Origin of the sequence: Bradyrhizobium jicamae, from assembly GCF_018130695.1 — a bacterium.
GTDB classification, from domain to species: Bacteria; Pseudomonadota; Alphaproteobacteria; order Rhizobiales; family Xanthobacteraceae; genus Bradyrhizobium; species Bradyrhizobium jicamae_B.
Genome location: NZ_JAFCJX010000024.1, coordinates 67,623 through 92,458, shown reverse-complemented (window position 1 = coordinate 92,458; position 24,836 = coordinate 67,623). Strand labels below are relative to the sequence as shown.

Below are 24,836 nucleotides of genomic sequence, written 5' to 3'. Positions count from 1 at the left end.
CGCGCGGGAGGTTGATTGGTTCAGAGCGTCGGCAGCGACTGCTCTTCCTTGAACCATTTCAGCTGCAGCGCGCCGAGCTTGCCGTTCAGCTTGTTGGTGAAGAGGTCGGTGTTGATCCAGTTGAGCAGGTTCTGCTCGCCCTGCCGCACGCCGATATGCGCCGGCGACTGGCGGATCAGGAATTTCAGCTCGACCTCCTTGGTCGGGTTCTGCTCCTGCACCTTGATCGCGATCGCGCTGTTCTCGGCAAAGCTGTCGGCCTGTCCGGCAAGATAGGCGGCGATCGCGGCCGGCGTATCCTCGAAGCGCACCAGCTTCACCTTGGGCGCGTTATCGGTCAGCCAGACGTCGAGTGTGGTGCCCTTGGCGACCGCAACCGTGCGGCCCTCGAGATTGTCGGGCTTCTTGCCCGTCGCGGCTGCAATCGCCTTCGGCCCGTAGACGCCGAGATTCACCACAGCATAGGGCTGCGAGAACATCACCTGCTGGGCGCGCTCCGGCGTCGCGCCGAGGCCGGCGATCAGGATGTCGATCTTGTCCGAGAGCAGGCTCGGGATCCGCGCCGCGCCGGTGACCGGAACGAGCTCGAGCTTTACGCCCATGTCGGCGGCGATCAGCTTGGCGAGGTCGGCATCGAGGCCGGCGATCTCGCCCTTGTCATCCTTGAATCCCCACGGCGCGGCGTCGGTCAGGATGCCGACGCGCAGCTTGCCCGAGCCGAGCACGTCCTGCAGCTTGTCGGCTGCAGTAGCGAGGCTGGGGACAGCCGCGATGGCGAGCGCGGCGACGGCGATGCTGAAGAGGGACTTCCACTTTCTCATGACGGTCTCCTGGTGGCGGGTGTTGGAAGGACGTTCATTTCGCGGAGGCGATGAAGCTTGCGAGCTCGGGTGTTTTCGGTGATGCGAACAATTCGGCCGGCGGTCCCTGTTCCCAGACGCGGCCCTGGTGCATGAAGACGATGCGGTTGGCGACGTTGCGGGCAAAACCCATCTCGTGGGTGACGAGAATCATCGTCATGCCCTGGCGCGCCATCGCCTCCATCACCTTCAGCACTTCGCCGACCAGCTCGGGGTCGAGCGCCGAGGTGGCCTCGTCGAACAGCATCAGATGCGGCGCCATCGCCAGACACCGCGCGATCGCGACGCGCTGCTGCTGGCCGCCGGACAATTGATCGGGCCAGGCATCGATCTTGTCGGCGAGGCCAACGCGGGTCAGCACATCCTCGGCGAGCACACGCGCCTTTGCCTTGTCGATGCGGCCGGTCAGGAGCGGGGCGAGCGTGATGTTGCGCTCGACCTTGAGATGCGGAAACAGGTTGAAGGCCTGGAACACGATGCCGACGCGCTGACGGAATTGCTTGAGGTCGGGCATCCCGGAATGGATCTTCTGGCCCTCGACGCGGATCTCGCCGGCGTCGACCGTCTCCAGCGCGTTGATGCAGCGGAGCAGCGTCGACTTGCCCGAGCCGGAGCGGCCGATGATGGTGACGATCTCGCCTTCCTCGACGTCGAGCGAGACGCCCTTGAGCACGTCGACCCGACCGAATGTCTTGTGCACGTCGCGGATTTCAACGAGAGCCATCGAGGCGGGCCTCCAAAGAGCGGGACCAGAGCGTGAGCGGCAGGCACAGCGCGAAATAGACCGCGGCGACCAGCGCGTAGGTGAGCAGCGGCTGGAACGTCGCCGCGCTCACCACCTGTCCGGCGCGGGCGAGTTCGACGAAGCCGAGGATCGAAGCGAGCGAGGTGCCCTTGATGAGCTGCACCAGGAAGCCGACCGTCGGCGGCAGCGACAGCCGCAGCGCCTGTGGCGCGATGATGTGGCGGAACTGCTGCCAGGCGGAGAGGCCGAGGCAGGCGCCGGCCTCCCACTGCGCCTGCTTCACCGCCTCCAGCCCGCCGCGCCAGATCTCGCCGAGGAAGGCCGCAGTGTAGAGCGTGTAGGCGATGGTGACAGCGATCAGCGCCGGCACCTGGATGCCGAGGAACACCGGCATGCCGAAATAGAAGAAGAACAGGAGGCCCAGCAGCGGCACGCTCTGGATCACCTGGATGCAGGCGGCCATCGTCCAGCGTAAACCAGCGAAGCGGCTGATACGGCCCATCGCAAGCCCAAGCGCCAGCGGCGCGCCGAAGGCGAGCGCGAGCACCACGAGTGTCACCGTCCAGCGCAGCGCTGACACCAATGAGACGAAATCGATGAGGGAGAAGGATCGCATCGCCTCTCCCTCAGCGCCGTCGCGGCCAGCGGAACGCCGCCGCGCTGATCAGCGCGAACAGCGCCTTGAACGCCATCGCCATCGCGAAATAGACCGCGCAGATCACTGCATAGACCTCGAAGCTGCGATAGGTGCGGCTCTCGATGAAGCCCGCGACGTGAAACAGCTCGTCGGCCGCGACCTGCGAGGCCAGCGAGGTGCCGAGCAGCAGCAGCACGAATTGGCTGGTCACGGCCGGATAGGCGTTGCGCAGCGCCGGCGGCAGCAGGATGTGGCGAAACACCTGCCAGCCACTGAGGCCGAGGCACTGGCCGGCCTCGATCTGGCTGCGCGGCACGGAGTCGAGGCCGGCGCGGATGATCTCGACCGAATAGGCGCCGAAATAGAGCGACAGCGCGACCGCCGCAGCCTCGAACGCCGGCAGCTTCAGGCCGACGCTCGGCAGCACGAAGAAGATGATGAAGATCTGGATCAGCGAGGGTGTGTTGCGGAACAGCTCGATGTAGCCGCGCACCAGCCAGCGCAGGAAGGTCGCACGCCCCTTGAGCGCGACAGCGCCGCCGATTCCGATGATGAGCCCGCACAACGCCGCGATCACGGTCAGTTCGAGCGTGATGATGGCGCCGTCGATCAGCTGGTTCTGGTAGCGCCAGAGCGGCAGGAAATTCATCGCGCGCGCTCAACCGAAATGGGTGGTGAGCGCCCGCGTCACCGTGCCGTCGGCGCCGAGGCCGAACAGCACGCGCCAGCGGTCGAGGCAGGTGCAGGGATGCGAGATGCCGAAGGCGATGACGTCGCCGACGGCAAGGCTGCTGCCGGCGGGGAGGGCTATGAAGGCGTGCTGATCGTTGAGGCGGGTGACGGTCAGTCCAGCGGCGAGCTCGCTTTGCTCAACGCCGTCGCGCCAGACGCGCAGCGCCACCGGCAGTCCCTGGTCGAAGGAGGCATCGCGCATGCCGAAGCCGCAGATCGCAAGGCCAGGCTCCGGGCGCGACAGCACCTCGGCCCACAGCGTCAGCGAGGGGCGAAAACTCTCGACCGCCGACCGACGCACGCCATCGATGACGAGGCCGCCGCGGCGGTCGATCTCGGCGAAGGCGCGGGCGTAGACGCCGTGGTCGGCGAAGAACAGCGCGCCGGAGCGCAGGATGACGGTCGCGTTGCAGTCGCGTGCGGCGACCGGCGCAAGCGCTGATGTCACGACGTCGAAATAGGCCGAGCCGCCGGCGCTGATGATCAGGGGGCGCCCGGGTGCAGCCGCACGAACGCGCGCGAACGTGTCGATGGTCCGTTCCATCAGCCGCGCGATGGCGCTTGCGGTCTCGTTCGCGTCTGATGTCGCGGCGGCGCCTTCATAGGTCGCGACGCCGCCGAACGTGACGCCTTCGGTGTTGGCCACAGCGTTGATGATCGCATCGATCGCGGCACCATCGCGCGCGCCGCCGCGGCCGGTGCCGATTTCAACCAGCACGGAGAGTTCAGCGCGAGCCGAATGCCCGGCGGCTTCAGCCAGCGTTGCGACCGCGGCTGGTGAGTCCGCGAAGGCATGGAATTCGACGCCGGGATAGGCCGAGAGCAGAGCGCCGAGCCGTCGTCCGGCCTGCTTGCCGCCGATTTCATTGGCTAGCAGCAGGCGCTTCTCACCATGGGCGAGCAGCACGGCCGCCTGCTGCAAATTGGCGACGGTCGCGCCCCAGGCGCCGGCCTCGCGCAAGCTGCGTGCAAGCTCCGGCGACATCGGTGTCTTGGCGTGCGGGGCGATTCTGACGCCGGCCCCGGCGCACCAGCGCAGGAACAAGTCGCGATTGGCGGCAAACGCGGTTTCATCCAAGGTCAGGACGGGCAGGGCCAAATCGCCCCGCGACGGCGACCAGCCGGCGGTCCCGATCTCGGCGGCAACAATGCCGTCGACCAGCGGAATTCCCCGCGTGGTCGCGTCGAGGCGCAGCGTGCCTGTCCCGGCCATGGAATGCATCGTTACTCCGTCTCAGGCGGTCTCAATCGCGGAACAGACGCTATTATGTAATGACAACGTTGTCATTAGCGATTTTGAGGGAATTTTGGGCTGTGGACAGATCAGTTTAGGAGCAGGAGGAGGGCCGACCGGATGTGAGATCCGGTCTGGCCGGGAGGACAAGCCCGTTCCGGCTAGCCGGCCGGCTCCTTCTCGAACAGCTCATCAAGGTCAACATTGAGCTGCCCCTTGGCCCTGACATGGCGGACCTCAAAACTGTCGGGCGCAAAACGATACTCGACGAGACCCGTCTCCTTGATCCCGATCAGCTCCTGCTTGGCATCGGAGATCACGAAGCCTGTCGAGGGCGCCCAGACATGGCGGACACGCTCGAAGGTGAAGTCACGGCGCTGGTGGACGTGGCCGCTGCCGACCAGCCGCAAATCGACCTTGCCCAGCATGTCGAGCAGCCGCCGCCGCGCCGGCTGCGGCACGTAGCGGAACGAGGTCTCCTCGCGTTCGGCATCGTCGGGCGCGTCGAGATAGAGCGGCTTGTGCACGAACAGGGCGACCGGCTTGCCGCTGGTGCTATCGAGCTGCGAGGCCAGCCAGTCGAACTGCGCGGCCTCGCGATCGAGGCCGGTGTTCACGATCAGCGAGTTCAGGCCGATGAAGCACCAGCCGGCGGCCTCGAAGCGCCAGTGATCTTCGCCGATGATGGATGTGAAGGCCGCGCAGGTCGCCTCGGTCGGCAGCTGCTTCGGCGTCGGGGCGACGGCCGTCGGGTTGTCGCCGATGTCGTGATTGCCGGGCAGGTAGACGCAATCGACCGGCAGCGCGTTGTGCAGCTCCCTGGCGAACACGAGGTCCTCGCGGCTGGTCGGGCCGTCGAAGGAGACATCGCCGGAGTTGAGCACGAGGTCAGGCCGCGTCGCATCGATGTGCTCGGCGACGCGATGGAAATTGTCGGTCAGCTTCGGCAGCCAATGCGCGAGATGCGTGTCGGAGATCTGGGTCAGACGAAATTGGGACATGCGGCGCTCCTGTTTGCCCCGATTATAAATGCGTCGGCGACAAATTCATGAAGCTGCGGCGGCGATTGTCGCTGCGTTGTTTGAGACCTTGTTTGAAAGAGCGTTCGAATAGAGATGCAAGCACCGTTGTCGTACCCGCGCATGCGGGTACCCAGTACGCCGCGGCCCATCGGCTCAAATGTAGGTCTCTGGAATACTGGATCGCCCGCACCTGTGCGCAAGTGCGCACAAGGCGGGCGACGACACTATTGGTGTGGCGCGGTCGCGTGCGGCAAGCCGCATGTCAGAGCACGCGATAGCGGATCGCGAACGCATCGTTTGGTCCTGCGTTGTCGGCGATGCCGTCGGAGAGATGCCACGGGCTGAAGCGATCGGAATGCGTCGGGCTCGCCGGCAGGCGGAGCTTGAACTGGCGCTGCGCCTGGCCGGGCAGGTTCAGCACCATCACGCGCTCGGTGGTGCGGTAGTCGAGCGTCACCGTGCCGCGCATCAAGCTGCGGCCGTCGGCGGTCTGGTCGAGCGCGTCCTGCACCTTCGCGAGCCTCTGGTTTTGGTCGGTGCGCAGCTCGATCTGGGTGTCGGTCACGTGAGAGAGTTCGGTCCGCGGCAGGCGGATCTCGAACTCGATCGCAGGCCTGGTCGGGTTGAGCCCGAGATAGGCCAGCGCGGCATGGCGCATGTCCGAGATCACGAAGGCGATCAGGCCGAGCGCCAGCACGGCCGCCAGCCCATGCCTGACGATGTCGCGGGCCGAACGATGCCCGGTGCGCAGATAGATCGAGAACAGGATCGCGACCGCCAGCGCCGCGGCGACGCCTGCCAGCACCGACATCACCATGCCGAGCCCGCCATCCGGATTGTCGTCGAACAGCCCGGTGGTCGGGCCGATCACCTTGAGGATGGAGGTCATGGAATCGCCGGGCATCTCGGCCACGCGGACTGCGCCGGCAAAAATCGGGGAGGTGATGTTCATCGCGCGCTCGGGAAAGGCTGAAACCGCCAATACGCTTCAAGCGTTGGTCACAGGCCCGCCGATTCCGGTTCAAGTCGGATGCGTTTTTCCAGCGAAGTGGGTACCGGTTCGCGTGAGCAAAACGCGTCAAAACCAGAATCCGGCGGCCTCGATTGTCAGACGGGGATGCGGCGGCTAAAAGCCGGCCAACCCCGATTTAGGGAGAATCCGATGTCCGTTCAAATGGTCCTGTTGCCGGTGTTCGTGCTGGTCGGGCTCACCTTTTGTCTCCTGATGGGGATGGCGGTGGCGCGGACGCAGGCGCTGTCGGGCGGGCAGACGAAATTCAAGGACATCGCGCTGCGCCAGCAAAACTGGCCGGAGCGCGCCACCCAGATCGCGAACTGCTTCTCCAACCAGTTCGAGGTTCCCGTGCTGTTCTACATCCTGATCGCGCTGGCGCTGCCGCTGCGGCGGACCGACCTGTTCATGGTTTTGCTGTCCTGGGTATTCGTGGTAACGCGCTTTGCCCATGCTGGCATCTTCGTCACCTCCAACGACGTTCGCACCCGCTCGCTCGCCTGGTTCGCCGGCGTGCTCGTGGTGTTCGCGATGTGGATCTATTTCGCGCTGAAGATCCTGCTGCTGATCTAACCGAAAGACCCAAATGACTCCCGCTGCCCGGCTCTCCGCCGCCATCGAGCTGATCGAGACCATCGACGCCCAACGTGTGCCCGCTGCGAAAGCGCTGAAGGAGTGGGGCACCGCGCACCGCTTTGCCGGCTCCGGCGACCGCGCCGCGATCTCCGGCCTGCTCTGGGACGTGCTGCGCCGGCAGTCGTCGGCGGCGTATCTGATGGACGATGACAGCGCGCGCGCCCGCGCGCTCGGCATGCTCAAGCTCGAGCGCGGCATGGATGTCGCTGCTATCGCCGCGCTGTGCGACGGCGGCCGCTTTGCGCCGCAGCCGCTCACCGACAGGGAGCGTGATGCGCTGACCGCGCGCTCGCTCGACGCAGCACCGGCGCACATTGCCGGCGACTATCCGGAATGGCTTGATCCCCACCTAGCGAAAGTGTTCGGCGACGATCGCGCGGCGGAAGCGACCGCCATGGCGAGCCGCGCGCCGCTCGATCTGCGCGTCAACACGCTGAAGGGCAAGCGCGAGAAAATCTTGCCGCGGCTGTCGCATCTCGGCGCTGCCGAGACGCCGTGGTCGCCGCTGGGCCTGCGCATCCAGCTCGGCGCCGACGCGCGCAACCCTGGGGTCTCGTCGGAAGAGGATTTCATCAAGGGCGCGATCGAGGTGCAGGACGAGGGCTCGCAGCTCGCGGCCTTGCTCTCGGCGGCAAAGCCCGGCGAGCAGGTGATCGATCTCTGCGCCGGCGCCGGCGGCAAGACGCTGGCGCTGGCGGCGATGATGGGCGGCAAGGGCCGGCTCATTGCAACGGACCACGACAAGCGCCAGCTCGCGCCGATCCATGAGCGGCTGTCGCGCGCCGGCGTGCACAATTGCGACGTCCGCACTCCGCGCGGCGAGGCCGACGTGCTGTCTGACATCAAGGCCTCCGCCGATCTCGTGCTGATCGACGCGCCGTGCACGGGCACCGGCACCTGGCGCCGCAATCCCGACGCCAAATGGCGCATGCGCCCCGGCGCACTCGAAGTGCGGTTGAAGGATCAAGCCGAAGTGCTGGATCGTGCGGCGCCGCTGGTGAAGGCGGGCGGGCGCATCGCCTACATCACCTGCTCGGTGCTGGCGGATGAGAACAGCGAGCAGGTGAAGGCGTTCGTTGCGCGCCATCCGGAGTTTTCCGTGCAGCCGCCGGAGCAGACCGCGAGCGTGCTCTGGGACAAGGCCGAGGCGTTTGCGGAAGCGGCCATGCAGTTGCCCGAGGGATGGCTGATGACCCCGCGCCGCACGGGCACGGATGGGTTCTTCGTGTCGGTGTTGAAGAAGGCGTAGGTTTTGTAGGGTGGGCAAAGCGCTTGCGTGCCCACCATCACAAGCCCGCCGAGAAGGGTGGGCACGTCGCTTGCGTTCCTTTGCCCACCCTGCGGCACTCAAATATCCAATTCGGCCCAGATCGCCGCGTGATCCGAGGCCGCTTCGACCTCTCGCTCGATCTCGGGGAAATGCGGGAACAGGTCGCCGTTCTTGCCGCCCCAGACGCCCATGCGGAAGATGCCGCCGGCGGTCGCCTTCTCGAACAGGGCCGGCGACAGCAGGATGTAGTCGATCTTGTTCGAGGCCGTGCCGTTCTTGAAGGTGCCGGGGCGTCCGCCATCGTCGAATCCGTCGAGCTCGCTGATGTCCTTCAGTCCGGTCTGGCTGAACAGCGGGCCGATCGGGTCGCTGTCCGCCGTATCGTTGAGGTCGCCGATGACCGCAATAAACTTGTGCTTGTCACGGAGCTGCCGGTAGATCTGGGCCACCCGCGCGGACTGGCGCTTGCGCTTCGCGTTCGACGTCGCCGGCGTGCCGAAGCCCTTGCTCTTGAAGTGGTTGGCGAGCACGATGAGGGAGTTCCCCTTCGCGGTCTCGATCTCGAATTGCGCGCAATCGCGGCTGAAGATCAGGCCGCCGTCGTCCTCGTCGTCGACATGGCTCGCGATCGAGGCGATCTCGAATTTCTTCTTGGTCATGATCCCGACATCGATGCCGCGGTCATCGTTGCCGTCGATCAGCATGATGTGGTCGTACGGGGTGCCTTCGACGGCCCGCATGACGTCCTTGCAGAACCGCACCAGCGCCGGACGACTCTCCGCTTCCACGACTCCGAGCACGTCGGCATCGATCTCCTTGATGACACGTGCGGTGTTCTGCGTGGCCTTCTCGTTGACCTGCTCCAGCGTGAGGTCGACCCAGCCGATCCAGTCGTCGCGTCCGTCGGCCACGATTTCGATCGGCTTGCCGTTCGGCCGCTTGACGAGATGCCCGCGGTTCTGCCGCAGGATTGCGAATTTGCTTTCGTCCGACTTCTTCAAGCCGAGCGCATCGAGCAGCTCGACGATCCGCTTCTTGTCGTTGGCGGTGTATTTGTCCTTGCCGAGGATGGCATTGATGTCGGCCTGGGCTTTCAGGATTTCGCGGCCTTCGTCGGAAAATCCCGAACCGCCGAGGGCGCGTGCGCGCATGAAAAGGTTTTCGACGTTGTAGGACGCAAGCTTCATCTCGAACCTCCGGGTGCTGAAATGGATGATGCAATTATGGGTAGAGAATAGCCGTGCGGTCCGGCCAAGTCGTGGCGCGGATTGTCGCAAGCCCGTCCGAAAATGAGTTCAAGGGAAATCCGACGATCGCGCCGTGAGCGGCGCGCCGCCGGTCTCAATCGACGATGAACAGCGTCGCGCCCGCCGCCGTCGACGACCGATGCGCGGCGTCGCCGAAATCCGACACCTGGTAGCTCATTCCCGGCGTCAGCTTGAACCTGCGCCCGTCGCGCAATTCGGTATCGAGCTCGCCCGCGACGACGAACAGAACATGCCCGCGATCGCACCAGTGGTCGGCGAGATAGCCCGGCGAATACTCGACCATCCGCACGCGGACGTCGCCGATCTCGAGCGTGCGCCAGATCGCCTGGCCGGTCTCGCCGGGATGCACCGTCGGCGCGACCTTGCTCCAGTCGGTGACGGTGAAGGGCAGGGTCGGGATTTTCATGGCGGAACCCCAGCGGTGTCGGGCCAAATTAGGTCAATAATACTGACATATAGCGTGCTGTCCACGCCCAAAGAAGCATGTGGGCGCCTCCCTCCGCGCGGTTGCTCCGCCGCCCCCTGTCGCGTATTGGCTTGCCATGACAGCCGCACCGCAAACCAGCTCGCCGTCGACGCCTTCAGTGGCCTCGGCGCATGACAAGATTCTGATTGTCGATTTCGGCAGTCAGGTGACGCAACTGATCGCCCGCCGCGTTCGCGAGGAGGGCGTTTATTCCGAGATCGTGCCGTTCCAGAAGGCGGAGGCCGCCTTCAAGGAGATGAAGCCGAAGGCGGTGATCCTCTCCGGCGGTCCGGAAAGCGTGCATGAGGCCGGCTCGCCGCGCGCGCCGCAGCTGATCTTCGATGCCGGCGTGCCCGTGCTCGGCATCTGCTATGGCCAGATGACCCTGGCCGCCCAGCTCGGCGGCGAGGTCGAGGGCGGCCATCACCGCGAATTCGGCCGCGCCGATGTCGAGGTGAAGGCGCAGAGCTCGCTATTCGACGGCATCTGGGGCCAGGGCGAAAAGCATCCGGTGTGGATGAGCCACGGCGACCGTATTACCAAGATGCCGCCGGGCTTCACGGTGGCTGGCACCAGCGCGAATGCGCCGTTCGCGATCATCCAGGACGAGGCGCGCAAGTACTACGGCCTGATGTTCCACCCCGAAGTGGTGCACACGCCCGACGGCGCCAAACTGATCCGCAACTTCGTCCGCAAGGTCGCAGGCCTCACCGGCGATTGGACCATGCGCGCCTTCCGCGAGGAAGCGATCGAGAAGATCCGCGCCCAGGTCGGCCGAGGCAGGGTGATCTGCGGCCTCTCCGGCGGCGTCGATTCCGCGGTTGCGGCGGTGCTGATCCATGAGGCGATCGGCGACCAGCTCACCTGCGTGTTCGTCGATCACGGCCTGCTGCGCAAGGACGAGGCCAAGACCGTCGTCGACCTGTTCCGCCACCACTACAACATCCCGCTGGTGCACGTGGATGCCTCCAAGCAATTCCTCGGCGAGCTCGAAGGCGTCACCGATCCCGAGGTGAAGCGCAAGACCATCGGCCGGCTCTTCATCGACGTGTTCGATGCCGAGGCGAAGAAGATCGGCGGCGCCGAATTCCTGGCGCAGGGCACGCTCTATCCCGACGTGATCGAAAGCGTCTCCTTCACCGGCGGACCTTCTGTCACGATCAAGTCGCACCACAATGTCGGCGGCCTTCCGGCGCGCATGAACATGAAGCTGGTCGAGCCGTTGCGCGAGCTGTTCAAGGACGAGGTGCGCGTGCTCGGCCGCGAACTCGGCCTGCCCGAAATCTTCGTCGGCCGCCACCCGTTCCCCGGGCCGGGCCTTGCCATCCGCTGCCCCGGCGACATCACCCGCGAAAAGCTCGACATCCTCCGCAACGCGGATGCCGTCTACATCGACCAGATCCGCAAGCATGGCCTCTACGATGCGATCTGGCAGGCATTCGCGGTGCTGCTCCCGGTGAAGACGGTCGGCGTGATGGGCGACGGGCGCACGTATGACTACGTCGTGGGCCTCCGCGCCGTGACCTCAACTGACGGCATGACCGCGGACTTCTATCCGTTCGAGATGAAGTTCTTGGGAGAGACGGCGACGCGGATCATCAATGAGGTGAAGGGGGTCAATCGGGTGGTGTACGACGTGACGTCCAAGCCGCCGGGGACGATTGAGTGGGAGTAGGTCGGGTGGGCGCCACCCACCCAAACGTTCCAATCCAGTTCCGTTGTCGATCAGCCGAGGGAGTTGATCTGCAGTGGAGGCTGCCATGGCAAGAGGCCAGTACGTCGACGATCTTCCTTCAAGAAGCCAAATATTCGAGTTTTGGAAGGATCGCATTGTTAATGCGGTACGGTGGATTGACTGGGGCGAGCCCGGATGTTGGGCCTGCGGATTTTACTACGGCCGGAAGTACGATATCAAACGATCCGACGCGAGTTGGGACGAGATTCTGCGCTGTTGGGATCGCATTCCCCTTCAACGGTGCCACATCGTAGCGCGCTCGCTCGGCGGCGCCGACGACGTCTCAAATCTATATTTGTTGTGTCGCGAGTGTCATGACCGGATGCCGAATACGAGCATTCCCGAGATATTCTTTGAATGGGCACGCGCTCAAAGTTGGAATGCACGGGAGGATGCCAAATACCGTGATGCGATGAGGGCATTTGGGGTTGACGAAGCGCTTCTACCCGAACTGTATCGGGTGATGAACTCTGAGAATTTCAAGGCTTGGTCTGACGGCAAACGTGGCTTGCACTGGCCTCAGTCCAATTATGCTCCCGTCTCGTCGAGGTTGACGCCAGCAACCACATTTGGACTAGCCGTCTACTATCTTCGTAGTTTTGAGCGCAGTCGGCCCAACGCCGATGCAACTTGCCGAACGAGCCCAACCAGGCGGCTGGGTAAGCCTACTCGCTTGAGAAAATTGACTACAAGGTGTATATGACTACTGTAGTTATAATAACGGTGGATTCATGCGCGAAATTCAGCTTCGTGATGCTAAGGCCAATCTGTCTGCGGTTGTGGATGAGGCTGTTGACGGTAAACCCGCCGTCATCACGCGGCACGGGAAGAAGCAGGCGGTAGTCGTGGGCTACGAGGAGTGGCGGCGGCTGTCGCAGGTTCCAAGCTTCGGACGCCTGCTTATGGCGGCTCCTGTGAAAGCGGGTGATCTGCCGGCGCGCAATCGCGCCAAGCTGCGCAAGACCGATTTTTGAGACGTGTACCTCGTCGATACCAACGTGATATCCGCGGCCTCGCCTGGTCGGCCTGCGCCTCCGGCACTCGTCGAGTGGATGGATGCGCACTCTGTTTCCCTGTTTTTGTCGGTTGTGACGATTGCGGAGATCGAGGACGGAATAGCCAAACTGCGACGCGAGAAGGCGGCGCGCAAGAGCAAGGACTTGGCCCATTGGCTTGAAGCCTTGCTGCACCTCTATGGCGACCGCATCCTGGCGTTCGACACATCGATCGCGCGCGTCGCGGGGGAGCTATCGGACCGGGCTCGAGGGCAGGGGCATGCGCCCGGATTTGCCGATATCATCATTGCCGCCACCGCTCGCCAGCATGCGCTGACGATCCTGTCGCGCAACCTCAGGCACTTCGAGCCGCTTGGCGTGCCCGTGCTCGATCCCTTTGGCAGGTTGCTGCCGCCCTGATCCATCGCATGGGGCGGGTTCACCCCGAACCGCAAGATCGGTCGAGCGCGCCACCGCGACTTGCGCCCAACTGCCCTCCGCGACGGAGGAGGGACGATGAAGGCGGCGCTACGGAATTATCAGCGCGTAGGGTGGAAGTTAGTCTAACCAGCCCTACGAGGCGCTTCAAGAACCGCCGTTTGACGTCTGCTCTTTGTAAGTCTTCATAATTGCATCGTGCAGAGCAGCCGATCGCGTGTCGCCTCCCTTTAGACCTGCAGCACATTCACCCCACTGATCTGCCGTGCGAGTCTGTAGAGCGGTGACGAGGCGATCAGGATCGAAGTCCAGTTCTGGACTCGACATTATCCGCACAAGGCCCCCAAAAATGGCGCCACCGTGCCGCATCTTTTGATCTGGGAAGGCGACCGCCATATTTGTGAGAACGGCTGATGTAACGGCTGGCCCAAATCGCCGAACTGAATTCGCGATCGCTGAGGTGAAGGCAACCTCACCAGGTCCCCAGGCGGTCAAGGATGTTGTCCTCGCGACTTGTAGCCCGGCATCTGTAACGAGTTGCTGAATTTCCAGAGCATCCTCATCCGCGGCTGCAACAGCAGCGAAGAAATCATCGAGACGATTCATCGGCTTTCGAGCGCGATTGGCAACGATGAACATCCGAGCTTCTTCTTGGATGCTCTCATATCTGAAAACGCAACAGGGGAGCTGTGGAATGTCTTCCCTCTGCGAAGCAGCCATCCATCTATGCTGGCCGTCGATGATCGTAAGGGTGTCGTCGGGGCGTCTCTATACAACGAGCGGAGCGCAAAGTCGCCAATCGAATTTTGCAGCAATGCTAGCTATCAGGCGTCGAGATGCCGCATTGTCAGTGGATCGTTGATAGGCCTGATCGATCGATAGCCGCTCAAGATGAATCCATTCAATGGATGGTTGCGAACCGACCGGCGGGAGATGCCGAGGGCGCTTGTCTTTACCTTTGCTGGCTGTTTCGGGCTTTCTTTGGCGAGTGTTCAGGCCAAACTGCCGCACCTTTCCTGGTCCGACACTCGTCATTTCCGACGAGGTATTGGATTTGAGCCCTTCGATAAACTGCGGAACCTCCTCGACTGGTCTAACCCACACATCCCCGCGGCTCTCGATGATGACGTTGCCGAGGTGGACTCTGGCCCGGCCAAGCTCAGTCGCGAGCGTAAAAGTTCCATTTGCTTCTATGCCCCCGGCCATGTGCGGCGGCACCCAGTCCGGCATCGGAAAATGTCCATGCGTCCAGGTTCGTATCTCGCAGCCATCTCGGGTCGCTAAGGTGGGCAGATCATGTGCCATCGCTATCCTCCCGTTTGAATCGGCCTGCCGTTGTTGGCTGGAAGGGACACGATGCCGCGATCAATCGACCCCTCTATGAAGGATATGCGAATAAAAAATGTGATCATTAGAGTTCTATCGCGACAGAACGCATAGCATCGCGTGCTAATCTAGCTCGTTCGCCCCATCTTCTCGAACCGCTTGATCAGCCGCTCGCGCTTCAGCCGTGACAGCCGCTTGATCTAGAACAGGCCGTTCAGCTGATCGATCTCATGCTGATGGCAGACCGCGCGCAGGCCCTCTGACTCTTCGCTCCGCTTGTTGCCATCAACATCCCAATAGCTGACGCGGACGCGGGCGTGGCGTTCGACCTCGTCGCGGACGCCGGGCATCGAGACGCTGCCTTCGATGTGCATGATCATCTCGGGTGAGGCCTAGACGATCTCCGGATTGACGTAAGTCCGCGCGCCTTCGCTGTCGCCGAGGTCGAGCAGGACGACGCGCAAGGCGACGCCGACATGCGGCGCGGTGATGCCGATGCCGGGGGCGGCGTGCATGGTGTCGAGCAGGTCCCGCGCGAGGTCGCGCAAGCCGTCGTCGAAGGCGGTGACGGCTGCGGGCGAGCGCGTAGAGCGGATCACCCACACGGGGCGTGCCTATCGCGGCGACTCAAAGCGCCGGCTATCGTCGATACTGTTCGTCCGTCACCTTCTCCATCCACTCGACGGACTTGCCGTCGAGCGATTCCGAGATGGCGATATGCGACATGCCGTTGGTCGGGGTGGCTCCGTGCCAGTGCTTCACACGCGGTGGAATCCATACGATGTCGCCCGGCATGATCTCCTGAATGGCGCCGCCCCATTCCTGGACAAGGCCGATGCCCGCCGTGACGATGAGGGTCTGGCCGAGTGGATGGGTATGCCAGGCCGTACGGGCGCCCGGCTCGAATGTCACGATTGCTCCGCCGATGCGGGCAGGGGCAGTTCCCTTGAATCGGGAGTCGACCCTCACTGAACCAGTGAAGTTCTCGGCAGGACCTGCGCTGGACGGCTGCGATCCCGGACGCGTGACGGTGATCATGAGATCAGACTGGGCTGACGCCGCCGAGGCGCCGAAGACAAAGATGAGGAGCGCCGCTACGGGGGACTTCATTCACTCGTAACCCCGTCAATTTTTGAAGACTTCGCGGGCAACGCCGACGGCGGTGATCGCGTTGGGCCAGCCCGCATAGAAGGCGAGCTGGGTGATTGTTTCGACGATCTCCTGCTCGGTCACGCCATTGCGGCGCGCAAGGGCTATGTGGGAGCGGAGCTGCTCGGGGCGGTTGAGCGCCACCAACGCTGCGACCGTGATCAGGCTCCGATCTCGCTTGGCGAGGCCGGGCCGTTCCCAGACATCGCCAAACAACACGTCATCTGTCAGTTCGGCGAGCTTGGGCGCGACGTCGCCCATCAGCTGCTGCGCGCGCGACTGCTGCGGGGCAGGTGCCGCGTCGGAGGCAGCGGGTATCTGATTTTGGGCGTTAGCCATGGTGGACAATCCTCCGGCTAGAAGCAGGCTGGCCGTGACGAGCAGATTCCTGGTGAGCGTCTTCAATGCTGTCTCCTCGCTTATGAACGGTCGGAGACGAGGGTTCGGGTAAAAAACGGCGTCAGCTTGCCCATCGCCGCCTCGACATATTCGGGAATCCAATAGGTTTCGATGTGGGTCGCGCCGGTGATCTTGAACAGTTCCTTGTCTTTCGTGCCGCTGGCTTTGGCAAAGACATCCTCGGTCATGTACAAGCTGTCGGCCTTGCTGCCGGCGATCATCAGCAACGGCGTGTTGATGAGTTCGATCTGGTCGGCGGCATCCCAGCGCATCAGGTCCAGCAAGCTGCTCGTGGTGTACTTGAAGGTCGAGCCGGGGTGGGCGTGGGTTTTCCAATAGTATTCATAGCCTTGCCGATAGAGATCGAAGGGCAGCGCGGCGATCTGCGCATCCGTCAGATTGGCATCCCCCGAATAGAGAATTTCTCCGCCGGCGACCTCCCGGGCGCGCGCATTCGACGCCTGCTGGAGCCGGGCCTGGACTGTCCCCAGTTGCGAGTCCGCGTAGCCATTGCGGCGAACCCGCCCTGAATTGAACATGCTCAAGGTCGCGATCGACTTGAAGCGCTTGTCGGTCTTCGCCGCGGCGAGAGCGTAGCCGCCGCCACCGCAAATTCCAAACAGGCCGAGGCGGCTGGCGTCCACGCCGGGAAATCGGGTGATGAAATCCGCTGCGCCATGAATGTCGTCGATGCGGAATTGTGGCTTGTCCACGCTGCGCGGCTCGCCACCGCTACCTCCCTGATATGCGGCTTCGGCTGCGATCGTGATGTAGCCCTGTTCAGCGAGATGCTGAGCATAGAGGCCCGCGACCTGTTCTTTCACCCCGCCGTTCGGGTGCGCCATGACGATCGCAGGATACTTCTGGTTCGGATCATAGTTCGCTGGCGTGTAGACGTTGGCGACGATGTCCAGGCCATTGAGCCTGTAGGTGGCCGGATGGATGTTGACGTTGCCCGGCTCGTTCTTCGTGATGGCGCCGTCGTAGACGAGGGTGAGCGGATTCTGCTTGTGGTCGGCTGCAACGGCCGTTGCGTGGATCATTGCTGGATCTCCTAACATTGCAGCTGAAACACCAAGTGCGGAGGCTCCGAGCAACGCGCGCCGACCCTTGTTGATGATTTCGTCGTTCATCTCGAACTCCAAATCTCTGATCCGCAGCGCCGATCGTCCGCGCGGGCGGATCAATCCAGTGTTTTCTCGGCGAGGAACCGTGAGACCTGATCGGCGATCTGGACATTGTTCAAGTCGGACATCAGGAAGTGCGTGTTGCCGCGGATTCCGATATCTGGAAGATGGACCAGTTGGGCGTCGCCGCCATGTTTGTTGATGGTGTCGACCCAGAGCCGGGCCATGGCCAGCCGCACCCGCCAGTTGTCCTGACCGCGCTCTGTGGTTGGCTCGACCGGGAAGTTGTCGCCGTAATAGATGACGATCGGGATGCGCGTCAGTTTCTCGAAGTCCGCGAGCGGCACGGCTTCAGGCTTCAGCGTGCCGGCTGCGCTCGGCATCTCCGCAGGCAACTCGCCTTCCGGGAAGATGAAGCCGCTGCCCGGCTCGAAGGCGACGATCGCCTTGACGTTGGGATTCTTGATCGCCGTCAGCCAGCCCGGACCGCCACCCTGCGAATGCGTGAAGAGGGTGGCCGGACCGATCTTTGCGAACAGCGCGGACATGGCGTCCGAGATCACGCCGACATCGTAGGGGCCGGTGTTGGGCGTAACCGAACGAAAGAACTGGTCCAGCGTCTCTGGCTTGCGATCGAACTGGACGTTGTCGAAGTAGTTGGGCCACTTGCCGAGCCGGAACTGGTCGAAGAAGAGCTGGTCGTAGGGGGACGGCTCGAGCGTCGCAGCGACCGTGCTGTTTCCCGCCCGTCCACGACGCGGCTGATCGGCCAGATAGACTGCGAAATGCCGACGCAGGAAAATGTTCTGAAACCCCTCGCGGCCATCTGAAGTGGTCTCCCAGCTGCGCGCCGACTGATAGGCGCCATGCAGCATGACGATGGGTAGCCGCCTCGGGTTCTGCGGCACTTGATAGGAAGCATAAAGATGATCGCCATGAAGGGTTTGCCCTTCGGCGGTGGGCGAATTGTTGTTGTAGGTGCCTGGACGGCTCAGAATCGTGCCGCCGACGGCGAAGCTCCCTTGCTCTTGGATGACGAGCGGTTCCCGCCTGCCAGCCTGCTGGGCGATCGCCACGGGAATTGCAGCGATGCCGACAGCGACGGGCAATAGCGCGAGCAGATGCGTCCAAGAGGAGAAAATCGTCATTGCATTTTCGATTGTTCGGGATCGGTCCTGAACGTAGCGCGGGCGCCGGTGTTTGATTAGACAGCTGGATGCGATAGCGTTTATGAATTTGGCTCATGAATGAACGCAGACATCGCTCGCAACGAGAGACCGTCATATCGAGCAGGGCGCGCTGACGGTCTTTTTTCGATGGCGTCCGAGCATTGGGAGCCGGAGCGGGCCGATCGTTTGCGCCGGCAAGCATGGCGCGCAAATCCGCCAGCGCTCGTTTTTTACAGCGGCGCCGATGAATTTCGCGGACATCGACGGTCTTCACAGCACGCACACCAAGGCGGTGGCAAGACCAGCCGCCTCCTCGCGCGTCAACCCGAAATGGGAAGGGACTGGCTATGCTGCTCGAAAACAAGACCGCAATAATCCATGGCGCCGGAGGGGCAATCGGAGGCGCCGTGGCCCGGACATTCGCTCGCGAAGGCGCCAAGGTTTTCCTTTCGGGCCGCACGCTGGACAAGGTCGAGCGGGTCGCACGGGAGATCGTTGCCGCCGGCGGAGCGGCGGAGGCCTTCCAGGTCGACGCCCTCGACGAAGCGGCTGTCGAAGGCCACGTTGCCAGGGTCTTCGAGGCTACGGGACGGCTCGACGTTTCGTTCAACGGCATTACCCCTGTCCCGCAGCCCGGGACCCAGGGCATCCCGATCGCTCAGCTGTCGGTGGATGCCTTCGCCGCGCCGATCACCCTCTACCTCCGGTCGCACTTTCTGACGGCGCGGGCCGCCGCGCGGCGGATGGCCGAACAGGGCTCGGGCGTGTTGCTGATGAACACGCCCGAGCCGGCTCGCCTCGGGTTGGCTCGAGTTGGCGGAATGGGCCCCGCCTGGGCCGCTATGGAGGCCTTGAACCGCAATCTCTCCGCGGAATTCGGCGCTAACGGTGTCCGCGCAGTTTGTATCCGCTCGTCGGGCATGCCGGAGACGAAGACGATTGACGTTGTCTACGGTCTCCATGCTGAGGCGATGGGGATCTCCCGAGAGCAGTTCCAAGCCTTCGGCGAAAGCCTGACGCATCGCAAGCGCTCGTCCCGGGTTTCGGAAGTGGCGGAGATGGCCGCCTTCCTGGCCTCCGACCGAGGGAGCGGCGTGACCGGGACCGTGGCCAACCTCACCGGCGGGCTCATCGTCGATTAACGGGCAGTCCGCATCGCACAGTACGTCGAGGTCCATCTGCGTTGAGGCGTGGGCTGCCGATCGCTTCGGTGCGGCGGGCGAACCTAAAGAGTCTTCGCCGGACCGATGAGTTTCCCGTCGCCCGCGATCTCGACAACGACAATGATATCTGAGGTGATTTGAACCATGTCGTCGGAGAATGGGCCGCTACAGGGCAAGCGCGTGGTCGTGCTGGGCGCGAGCCGGGGCGTCGGACGCGAGATCGTGCAGCGCGCGTCGGCCGAGGGCGCGCAGGTCCTGGCGGTCGCCAGACAAGGACGCGGCCTGGCCGAGCTCGCGAAGCGCACGCGCAGCGTTGAGACGATGGCGCTGGACGCCGCGACCGAAGCCGCGCCACGGAAAGTCTTCCGGAAGACGAGGCCCGACCTCTTGGTCATCTGCGGCGGCGCTACGCCTCCGGTCCGGCCGATATCCGAGCTCACCTGGGCCGAATTCGGGGTGAATTGGGAGGTCGACACCAAGATGGCCTTCCTGTTCTGCCGAGCGGCGCTGCGGGCGCCACTCGCGCCGGGCTCGACCGTCGTGATTATTTCTAGCGGCGCCGGCCTTGGCGGCTCGCCGATCTCGGGCGGTTATGCCGGCGCCAAGCGCATGCAAATGTTCATCGCCAAGTACTGCCAAGCCGAATCCGATCGCCTGGAGCTCGGCATCCGCTTCATGGCGCTCGTACCCTCCCGCGTCATGCCAGAGACCGACCTCGGGCAGGCCGCAGTGAATGGCTACGCTCAATACCTCGGCGTTACAGCGGAAAAATTTCTCGACAATATGGGGCCGCGACAGTCGCCCACAAATGTGGCCGAGGCGGTGCTCGACGTTGCAAAGAAGCCACCGGTGGAGCCCGGATCGATCTTCACCATTTCAGCCAATGGCATGGCGGCGGCGAGTTGAAGATGCCAAAGTGGAAGAGCTGTGGAGCTGGAAGTTTGAGCGTGTTGCAATGAAAGACAGGACGCTCGTGGGCTCTGTCGGCGGCGTTCCACCCGGTCGCGCCGACTTCGCCAAGGCGGCCGAGGCGCATCGCCGCGCGCTCAAGCTGCATTGCTATCGCATGCTGGGCTCCCTGCACGAGGCCGAGGATGCGGTCCAGGAAACAATGCTGCGTGCTTGGCGGGGCTTCGACGATTTCGAGGCGCGCGCCTCGATCAAGAACTGGCTCTATCGGATCGCGACGAATGTGGCCCTCAACATGGTGGCGAGCCGTTCGAGGCGCGGCCGGTTGATGCCTGACCAACTGGGCGGCCCGTCTAGCGAACGGCCGCGGGGGCGGCCGGATGCGGAATCGCTGTGGGTCGAGCCCTATCCGGACGCCGAGCTGGAGAACTTGCCGGATCCGGCCGCCGGCCCAGATGCCCGCTACGAGCTGCGCGAGTCCGTCCGCCTCGCGTTCATCGCAGCGATCCAGCAGCTACCGCCGCGCCAGCGTGCGGTTCTGCTGCTGGCCGATGTCCTCGGCTGGTCCGCGATCGAGGTCGCCGCTGTGCTCGACGCCTCGGTCGCGTCCGTGAACAGCGCGCTGCAGAGGGCGCGAGCTAGGCTGGCCACACTTGGTCGCGCCGCTCCACTGGTCCCAATGGCCGATGAGCACCAGCGGAGCCTGCTGGAACGCTATGTGCAGGCGTGGGAGAGTGCCGACCTCGAACGCTTTGTCGCGCTCCTGAAGGAGGACGCCGTCTGTTCGATGCCGCCTTGGCGAGAATGGTATCACGGCCGCCGCTCCATCAGGGGATTCTTCGGAGCCGTTTGGCCAGCCTATCGCGGCTTCCGTCTCGTCCCGGTCGGCGCGAACCTGCAGCCCGCGTTCGCCCTCTATTCCTTGGGCGCGGAAGGCCGCTGGAACGCGCATTCCATCCAGCTCTTGGCACTAAACGAAGATGGGATTGGCACGATGACGATGTTTATGCAGCCGCTCGCCCAGAAGCTCTTCACGGTGCTCCAACGGCCGATGGTCTTGGGAGCTTGACGAAACGACGAGACTGTCAGGTGGCGCAGTCGCCTCGGCCCTATCGTCTGCCACGCTCGAACCCGAGTGACCTCGGAAGATGGGAAGCCCCGTTACAATTTGCAACGATGGTCGCCGCGGTCTCGGAGATGTGGAAGGCCTGCCTGCGGGCACCGGCGTTTCCGTCAAGGCTCCGCTGCATCTTGGCAACGAGCTGCGCAGGCACTCACGCGTCTTGCCCGACGCGATCGCCTGGTCCGGGCCGGACGGGCCTGTTCCTGTCTTCCGTCCATGGTCGGTTCGGGACAGGGGGGCCCTCGATCGAAGAGACGATAAGGGCGATTGCAGTCCAGAGCGGCGAGGTCATCGTGCTGTCGTCGATGCCATCTCCCGCCAACGTGTCGGCAAGACTCCGTCCTGCCTGAAGCTGCCGAGAAACCGCAAGCGTGCGGCCTGCGGATTTGCGCCGGACTCGATTGTTGTGCCGATGATCTGCACGACATCTGTCTCATACGCGGGCCACACCGGCAGACCCGATCCATTCGGATCGCTGCACCTCGCGAAATTCACCCAGTAGCTCATCATCGTCTCCGCCAACGCTCGATCCTCCTCCGCCGGCGGCACCGCGCACCCGATCACCTGCTGCGGCGTCAACGTGCCGAACACGAACGGGATCTCGGTGACGTGCGAGGCGATCGGCGTGTAGGGCGAGGTGTAGCTGAAATGGTAGCCGTAGACGGGCGCTCCGCCCAGGCGATGCAGCCGCAGCCACTGCCAGACCTGTTCGCCGATCACGGTGTCGCCGGTGAGCGCGGCGGCGGAGACCTTTGCTTCCGCGTCGGTCGCGGAGGGGTAGACCTTCAGGAAATCCGCCATGCGCTCTTTGCCGAACATCGTCTCGGCTGCGGCGCGAAAGGCTTGCGCCGATTGAGCGGGGAGCGATTGTGCCATGAAGGGAAATTCCTCCGCGGCATTCCAGCCGGCGAGCAGGGGGATCCGCATCTGCTCGCCGCGCAGGAAGCGTCGGGCGGGCACGTCGGGCACGACGTGGCGATCGATACTCGGTGAGAACGCCGATACGACGTGGTCCATCTTGAAGTTCCAGGACGCGGCTGCGTTCAGCTGCTCGGCGCGTATGGCGCGCAAGGCTGATATCGACGCGTTGCCTTGCCCGCGCGCGAAGGCGACGCCGCGGGCGCGGGCTTCGTCGAAGCTTTGCAGTGGTCCGTGCCGGCCATCCCAGAATGCGCCGCTCTGTCCGATCGCCTTGTGGAACAAGCCATGCGCGAGCGGAGAGGCCATCAGGATGCCAACGGCCATCGCGCCGGCGGATTCGCCGAACAGGGTGACGTTATCAGGGTCGCCGCCGAAGGCAGCGATATTGGCTTTGACCCAGCGCAGCGCCGCCAGTTGATCCCTGAGGCCGTAATTGCCTGAAGGTGCCTCAGCGTCGAGATCGGGATGGGCGAGAAAGCCGAAGATGCCGAGGCGATAGTTGAAGCTGACGACGACGACGCCTTTGGCGGCGAGCCGCCCACCATCGGTGGACGGATTGGCGGATGAGCCGAACTGAAAACCGCCGCCGTGAATCCACACCATCACGGGCCGCTTCTCGTGAGCCTCTGTCGCGGCGGTCCAGACGTTGAGATAGAGGCAATCCTCGCTGCGCGGCCCTGGTCGGTGATCATTCTCGAGCGATGAAAGACAGCCGGCACCAAAGGTGAGGGCGTCGCGCACGCCGACCCAGGGCGCGCGCGGCTGCGGCGTGCGCCAGCGCAGCAGCCCGACCGGCGGCGTCGCGTAGGGGATGCCCTTGAACGCCAGCACGCCGTTTGCGTCGCGCGCGTGACCGCGCACGAGACCGGATTGGGTACGGACCTCTCGTCCGAGTTCGGCAGGTCTGGAAATAGGGGCGTGCACGGTCGTGTTTCCTGATTGTGTGAGCGGAAACCTATCGACTTTGCCGTCCGGCGAATTTAGATATTCAGCCAATCAATCGCTAAAAACTGTCAGGCATGCGACAGCCCCTCCAGTATCCCTGGCTGAACCTCGATGTGGACGCCGTCGCCGCGCCGGTCATCGCCGTGCGCGTCGACGTCACAGGTACCAAAGCAGAGGTGGCCGATCACAGCCACCGCAAGGGGCAGCTCGTCTTTGCGCTGGGCGGCGGCGTCACCTGCCGCGTGCCGTCAGGCCTGTGGATGGTACCGCCGCATTGCGCGGTGTGGGTTCCCGGCGGCATGCCGCACAGCAATCGCGCGACCGCCAATGCGCGGCTGTTCTTCGTCTACATCGCGCCCGACAATGTCGCGCTGCCGGATCGCTGCTGCACGCTGTCGATCTCGCCGCTGCTGCGTGAAGTGATCGTCGAGCTGTCCGATCAGGCCGCTGACGATGATGAGCGCGTGGACCTCCTGACGAGCGTGCTGCTGCGTGAGCTCCCGCGTATGCCCGTGCAGCAGCTGCATCTGCCGCTCTCGTCCGAGCCGCGCTTGAAGCGGATTGCTGCAAGCCTTGCAAAAGACCCGTCCGATCGCCGCACGCTGGCGGAATGGGCCGATCGCGTCGCGCTGAGCGAGAGCAGTCTCGCGCGCCTCGTGGTCAAGGAGACCGGGCTCACCTTCGGCCGCTGGCGCCAGCAGCTGCACCTGATCGTCGCGATCCGCGAACTCGCCGCCGGCGCCAGCGTGCAACAAGTCTCGGCCGATCTCGGCTATGAGTCCGTCACGGCCTTCATCACGATGTTCAAGAAGGCGCTGGGCAAGCCGCCGGCGAAATATATCGATGGTGTCGCGTTCAAGCCGTGAGGCACGGGGTAGGGTGTATGTTGTCCCTCATGGTGAGGAGCGCGCAGCGCGTCTCGAACCATGTGGCCCGGCTGGTGGCCTCGTCCTTCGAGACGCTTGCTTCGCAAGCTCCTCAGGATGAGGGGCTTGGACTTTTGTGACGCAACAGGACCAACCGCCCTACGAATTCCGCCCCATCTTCTCGAACCGCTTGATCAGCCGCTCCCGCTTCAGCCGTGACAGCCGCTTGATCCAGAACAGGCCGTTCAGCTGATCGATCTCATGCTGATGGCAAACTGCGCGCAGTCCCTCGGACTCCTCGCTCTGCCTGATGCCGTCGATGTCCTGATAGCTGACCCGCACGCGAGCGTGACGTTCGATCTCGTCGCGAACGCCGGGCATCGAGACGCTGCCTTCCATGTGCATGATCATCTCCGCCGAGGCCTGGACGATCTCCGGATTGACGTAAGTCCGCGCGCCGTCGCTGTCGCCGAGGTCGAGCACGACGACGCGCAAGGCGACGCCGATATGCGGCGCGGTGATGCCGATGCCGGGGGCGGCGTGCATGGTGTCGAGCAGGTCCTGCGCGAGCTCGCGCAAGCCGTCGTCGAAGGCGGTGACGGGCGCGGCGGGCAGGGCGAGGCGCGGGTCGGGATAGCGGATGATCGGACGCAGCGGCATGTGAGCTATTTCGTTTTGCCGGGCCCTTC

The 24,836-nt window shown here is 63.9% G+C and carries 27 protein-coding genes and 1 pseudogene; 10 read left to right on the top strand and 18 right to left on the bottom strand.

The features are described from left to right. Positions 1-20 precede the first annotated feature (20 nt). The 7 genes from JQ604_RS29950 to JQ604_RS29920 form a co-directional block, all read right to left on the bottom strand. Positions 21-821 carry a transporter substrate-binding domain-containing protein gene (locus JQ604_RS29950; RefSeq protein ID WP_212364291.1) on the bottom strand — a complete coding sequence of 267 codons (801 nt, stop codon included), beginning with the start codon at positions 819-821 and terminating at the stop codon, positions 21-23. A gap of 34 nt (positions 822-855) precedes the next feature. Continuing rightward, a complete protein-coding gene (locus JQ604_RS29945) occupies positions 856-1,584 on the bottom strand; it encodes an amino acid ABC transporter ATP-binding protein (protein ID WP_212364290.1) in 729 nt (242 codons plus the stop codon). Beyond that, positions 1,571-2,221, bottom strand: a complete 651-nt coding sequence (locus JQ604_RS29940; protein ID WP_212364289.1) for an amino acid ABC transporter permease — start codon at positions 2,219-2,221, stop codon at positions 1,571-1,573. The genes JQ604_RS29945 and JQ604_RS29940 overlap by 14 nt, the downstream gene beginning before the upstream one ends. Positions 2,222-2,231: 10 nt before the next feature. Next, positions 2,232-2,891, bottom strand: coding sequence for an amino acid ABC transporter permease (locus JQ604_RS29935; RefSeq protein WP_212364288.1), 660 nt, complete (start codon positions 2,889-2,891; stop codon positions 2,232-2,234). A 9-nt stretch (positions 2,892-2,900) separates the two neighbouring features. Continuing rightward, positions 2,901-4,187 carry an alanine racemase gene (locus tag JQ604_RS29930; protein WP_249158848.1) on the bottom strand — a complete coding sequence of 429 codons (1,287 nt, stop codon included), beginning with the start codon at positions 4,185-4,187 and terminating at the stop codon, positions 2,901-2,903. Positions 4,188-4,369: 182 nt separating this feature from the next. Next, positions 4,370-5,209, bottom strand: a complete 840-nt coding sequence (locus tag JQ604_RS29925; RefSeq protein ID WP_212364286.1) for a metallophosphoesterase family protein — start codon at positions 5,207-5,209, stop codon at positions 4,370-4,372. A gap of 283 nt (positions 5,210-5,492) precedes the next feature. Then, complete coding sequence (locus tag JQ604_RS29920; protein WP_249158846.1) at positions 5,493-6,182, bottom strand: acriflavin resistance protein; 690 nt, start codon at positions 6,180-6,182, stop codon at positions 5,493-5,495. 210 nt (positions 6,183-6,392) lie between these two features. Between JQ604_RS29920 and JQ604_RS29915 the strand changes: the two genes are divergently transcribed. Beyond that, positions 6,393-6,815 (top strand): MAPEG family protein, encoded by a 423-nt coding sequence (locus JQ604_RS29915; protein ID WP_212364285.1) that lies wholly within the window; start codon positions 6,393-6,395, stop codon positions 6,813-6,815. 13 nt (positions 6,816-6,828) lie between these two features. Then, complete coding sequence (locus tag JQ604_RS29910) at positions 6,829-8,127, top strand: RsmB/NOP family class I SAM-dependent RNA methyltransferase (RefSeq protein WP_212364284.1); 1,299 nt, start codon at positions 6,829-6,831, stop codon at positions 8,125-8,127. Between the two features lie 98 nt (positions 8,128-8,225). On the opposite strand, the gene JQ604_RS29905 is transcribed toward JQ604_RS29910, so the two are convergent. Together JQ604_RS29905 and JQ604_RS29900 are read right to left on the bottom strand one after the other, a co-directional pair. Continuing rightward, positions 8,226-9,335, bottom strand: a complete 1,110-nt coding sequence (locus JQ604_RS29905) for an endonuclease/exonuclease/phosphatase family protein (RefSeq protein ID WP_212364283.1) — start codon at positions 9,333-9,335, stop codon at positions 8,226-8,228. Between the two features lie 154 nt (positions 9,336-9,489). Next, positions 9,490-9,822, bottom strand: a complete 333-nt coding sequence (locus tag JQ604_RS29900; RefSeq protein WP_212364282.1) for a DHCW motif cupin fold protein — start codon at positions 9,820-9,822, stop codon at positions 9,490-9,492. Between the two features lie 136 nt (positions 9,823-9,958). Between JQ604_RS29900 and guaA the strand changes: the two genes are divergently transcribed. From guaA to JQ604_RS29880, 4 genes are all read left to right on the top strand, one after another. Continuing rightward, complete coding sequence (gene guaA, locus JQ604_RS29895) at positions 9,959-11,557, top strand: glutamine-hydrolyzing GMP synthase (RefSeq protein WP_212364281.1); 1,599 nt, start codon at positions 9,959-9,961, stop codon at positions 11,555-11,557. Between the two features lie 85 nt (positions 11,558-11,642). Beyond that, a complete protein-coding gene (locus tag JQ604_RS42215; RefSeq protein WP_212364280.1) occupies positions 11,643-12,320 on the top strand; it encodes an HNH endonuclease in 678 nt (225 codons plus the stop codon). 28 nt (positions 12,321-12,348) lie between these two features. Next, positions 12,349-12,591, top strand: coding sequence for a type II toxin-antitoxin system Phd/YefM family antitoxin (locus JQ604_RS29885; RefSeq protein WP_212364279.1), 243 nt, complete (start codon positions 12,349-12,351; stop codon positions 12,589-12,591). Positions 12,592-12,594: 3 nt separating this feature from the next. Next, positions 12,595-13,032, top strand: coding sequence for a type II toxin-antitoxin system VapC family toxin (locus JQ604_RS29880; protein ID WP_212364278.1), 438 nt, complete (start codon positions 12,595-12,597; stop codon positions 13,030-13,032). Between the two features lie 165 nt (positions 13,033-13,197). Here the strand turns inward: JQ604_RS29880 and JQ604_RS29875 are convergent, their stop codons facing one another. The 7 genes and pseudogenes from JQ604_RS29875 to JQ604_RS29845 all read right to left on the bottom strand — a co-directional run bounded on the left by JQ604_RS29875 (position 13,198) and on the right by JQ604_RS29845 (position 18,199). Beyond that, positions 13,198-13,689 carry a hypothetical protein gene (locus JQ604_RS29875; RefSeq protein ID WP_212364277.1) on the bottom strand — a complete coding sequence of 164 codons (492 nt, stop codon included), beginning with the start codon at positions 13,687-13,689 and terminating at the stop codon, positions 13,198-13,200. 129 nt (positions 13,690-13,818) lie between these two features. Continuing rightward, positions 13,819-14,355, bottom strand: coding sequence for a hypothetical protein (locus JQ604_RS29870; protein ID WP_212364276.1), 537 nt, complete (start codon positions 14,353-14,355; stop codon positions 13,819-13,821). A gap of 149 nt (positions 14,356-14,504) precedes the next feature. Further along, positions 14,505-14,981, bottom strand: a pseudogene (locus tag JQ604_RS29865) (peptide deformylase). A gap of 34 nt (positions 14,982-15,015) precedes the next feature. Further along, a complete protein-coding gene (locus JQ604_RS29860; protein WP_212364275.1) occupies positions 15,016-15,486 on the bottom strand; it encodes a (R)-mandelonitrile lyase in 471 nt (156 codons plus the stop codon). 15 nt (positions 15,487-15,501) lie between these two features. After that, positions 15,502-15,930: a carboxymuconolactone decarboxylase family protein gene (locus JQ604_RS29855; RefSeq protein ID WP_249158844.1), complete on the bottom strand. Its 429-nt coding sequence runs from the start codon at positions 15,928-15,930 to the stop codon at positions 15,502-15,504. 14 nt (positions 15,931-15,944) lie between these two features. Then, entirely contained in the window at positions 15,945-17,057 is a 1,113-nt protein-coding gene (locus JQ604_RS29850) for an alpha/beta hydrolase (protein WP_212364274.1), read from the bottom strand. 50 nt (positions 17,058-17,107) lie between these two features. Continuing rightward, positions 17,108-18,199, bottom strand: coding sequence for an alpha/beta hydrolase (locus tag JQ604_RS29845; RefSeq protein WP_212364273.1), 1,092 nt, complete (start codon positions 18,197-18,199; stop codon positions 17,108-17,110). Positions 18,200-18,567: 368 nt separating this feature from the next. Between JQ604_RS29845 and JQ604_RS29840 the strand changes: the two genes are divergently transcribed. The 3 genes from JQ604_RS29840 (at position 18,568) to JQ604_RS29830 (ending at position 21,361) form a co-directional block, all read left to right on the top strand. Further along, the gene (locus tag JQ604_RS29840; RefSeq protein WP_212364272.1) at positions 18,568-19,362 is read left to right on the top strand and encodes an SDR family NAD(P)-dependent oxidoreductase; all 795 of its coding nucleotides are present in this window, start codon (positions 18,568-18,570) and stop codon (positions 19,360-19,362) included. 165 nt (positions 19,363-19,527) lie between these two features. Beyond that, on the top strand, positions 19,528-20,289 hold the full coding sequence (locus JQ604_RS29835) for an SDR family NAD(P)-dependent oxidoreductase (protein WP_212364271.1): 762 nt from the start codon (positions 19,528-19,530) through the stop codon (positions 20,287-20,289). A 10-nt stretch (positions 20,290-20,299) separates the two neighbouring features. Then, positions 20,300-21,361 (top strand): sigma-70 family RNA polymerase sigma factor, encoded by a 1,062-nt coding sequence (locus JQ604_RS29830; RefSeq protein WP_349631157.1) that lies wholly within the window; start codon positions 20,300-20,302, stop codon positions 21,359-21,361. Between the two features lie 342 nt (positions 21,362-21,703). Here JQ604_RS29830 and JQ604_RS29825 read toward each other — a convergent pair whose 3' ends face one another. Then, the gene (locus JQ604_RS29825) at positions 21,704-23,260 is read right to left on the bottom strand and encodes a carboxylesterase/lipase family protein (protein WP_212364270.1); all 1,557 of its coding nucleotides are present in this window, start codon (positions 23,258-23,260) and stop codon (positions 21,704-21,706) included. 95 nt (positions 23,261-23,355) lie between these two features. Here JQ604_RS29825 and JQ604_RS29820 point away from each other — a divergent pair, with 95 nt between their 5' ends. Then, positions 23,356-24,147 (top strand): AraC family transcriptional regulator, encoded by a 792-nt coding sequence (locus JQ604_RS29820; RefSeq protein WP_212364269.1) that lies wholly within the window; start codon positions 23,356-23,358, stop codon positions 24,145-24,147. Between the two features lie 159 nt (positions 24,148-24,306). On the opposite strand, the gene JQ604_RS29815 is transcribed toward JQ604_RS29820, so the two are convergent. Next, positions 24,307-24,807 (bottom strand): peptide deformylase, encoded by a 501-nt coding sequence (locus JQ604_RS29815; protein WP_212364268.1) that lies wholly within the window; start codon positions 24,805-24,807, stop codon positions 24,307-24,309. Between the last annotated feature and the right edge of the window lie 29 nt (positions 24,808-24,836).

Coding starts and splice junctions, on each gene's coding strand:
- JQ604_RS29885 (WP_212364279.1), top strand. CDS start 12,349: ATGCGCGAAATTCAGCTTCGTGATGCTAAGGCCAATCTGTCTGCGGTT.
- JQ604_RS29860 (WP_212364275.1), bottom strand. CDS start 15,486: ATGAAGTCCCCCGTAGCGGCGCTCCTCATCTTTGTCTTCGGCGCCTCG.
- JQ604_RS29930 (WP_249158848.1), bottom strand. CDS start 4,187: ATGGCCGGGACAGGCACGCTGCGCCTCGACGCGACCACGCGGGGAATT.
- JQ604_RS29910 (WP_212364284.1), top strand. CDS start 6,829: ATGACTCCCGCTGCCCGGCTCTCCGCCGCCATCGAGCTGATCGAGACC.
- JQ604_RS29925 (WP_212364286.1), bottom strand. CDS start 5,209: ATGTCCCAATTTCGTCTGACCCAGATCTCCGACACGCATCTCGCGCAT.
- JQ604_RS29835 (WP_212364271.1), top strand. CDS start 19,528: ATGTCGTCGGAGAATGGGCCGCTACAGGGCAAGCGCGTGGTCGTGCTG.
- JQ604_RS29820 (WP_212364269.1), top strand. CDS start 23,356: ATGCGACAGCCCCTCCAGTATCCCTGGCTGAACCTCGATGTGGACGCC.
- JQ604_RS29815 (WP_212364268.1), bottom strand. CDS start 24,807: ATGCCGCTGCGTCCGATCATCCGCTATCCCGACCCGCGCCTCGCCCTG.
- JQ604_RS42215 (WP_212364280.1), top strand. CDS start 11,643: ATGGCAAGAGGCCAGTACGTCGACGATCTTCCTTCAAGAAGCCAAATA.
- guaA (WP_212364281.1), top strand. CDS start 9,959: ATGACAGCCGCACCGCAAACCAGCTCGCCGTCGACGCCTTCAGTGGCC.
- JQ604_RS29845 (WP_212364273.1), bottom strand. CDS start 18,199: ATGACGATTTTCTCCTCTTGGACGCATCTGCTCGCGCTATTGCCCGTC.
- JQ604_RS29920 (WP_249158846.1), bottom strand. CDS start 6,182: ATGAACATCACCTCCCCGATTTTTGCCGGCGCAGTCCGCGTGGCCGAG.
- JQ604_RS29875 (WP_212364277.1), bottom strand. CDS start 13,689: ATGTTCATCGTTGCCAATCGCGCTCGAAAGCCGATGAATCGTCTCGAT.
- JQ604_RS29935 (WP_212364288.1), bottom strand. CDS start 2,891: ATGAATTTCCTGCCGCTCTGGCGCTACCAGAACCAGCTGATCGACGGC.
- JQ604_RS29945 (WP_212364290.1), bottom strand. CDS start 1,584: ATGGCTCTCGTTGAAATCCGCGACGTGCACAAGACATTCGGTCGGGTC.
- JQ604_RS29840 (WP_212364272.1), top strand. CDS start 18,568: ATGCTGCTCGAAAACAAGACCGCAATAATCCATGGCGCCGGAGGGGCA.
- JQ604_RS29940 (WP_212364289.1), bottom strand. CDS start 2,221: ATGCGATCCTTCTCCCTCATCGATTTCGTCTCATTGGTGTCAGCGCTG.
- JQ604_RS29900 (WP_212364282.1), bottom strand. CDS start 9,822: ATGAAAATCCCGACCCTGCCCTTCACCGTCACCGACTGGAGCAAGGTC.
- JQ604_RS29915 (WP_212364285.1), top strand. CDS start 6,393: ATGTCCGTTCAAATGGTCCTGTTGCCGGTGTTCGTGCTGGTCGGGCTC.
- JQ604_RS29870 (WP_212364276.1), bottom strand. CDS start 14,355: ATGGCACATGATCTGCCCACCTTAGCGACCCGAGATGGCTGCGAGATA.
- JQ604_RS29850 (WP_212364274.1), bottom strand. CDS start 17,057: ATGAACGACGAAATCATCAACAAGGGTCGGCGCGCGTTGCTCGGAGCC.
- JQ604_RS29950 (WP_212364291.1), bottom strand. CDS start 821: ATGAGAAAGTGGAAGTCCCTCTTCAGCATCGCCGTCGCCGCGCTCGCC.
- JQ604_RS29905 (WP_212364283.1), bottom strand. CDS start 9,335: ATGAAGCTTGCGTCCTACAACGTCGAAAACCTTTTCATGCGCGCACGC.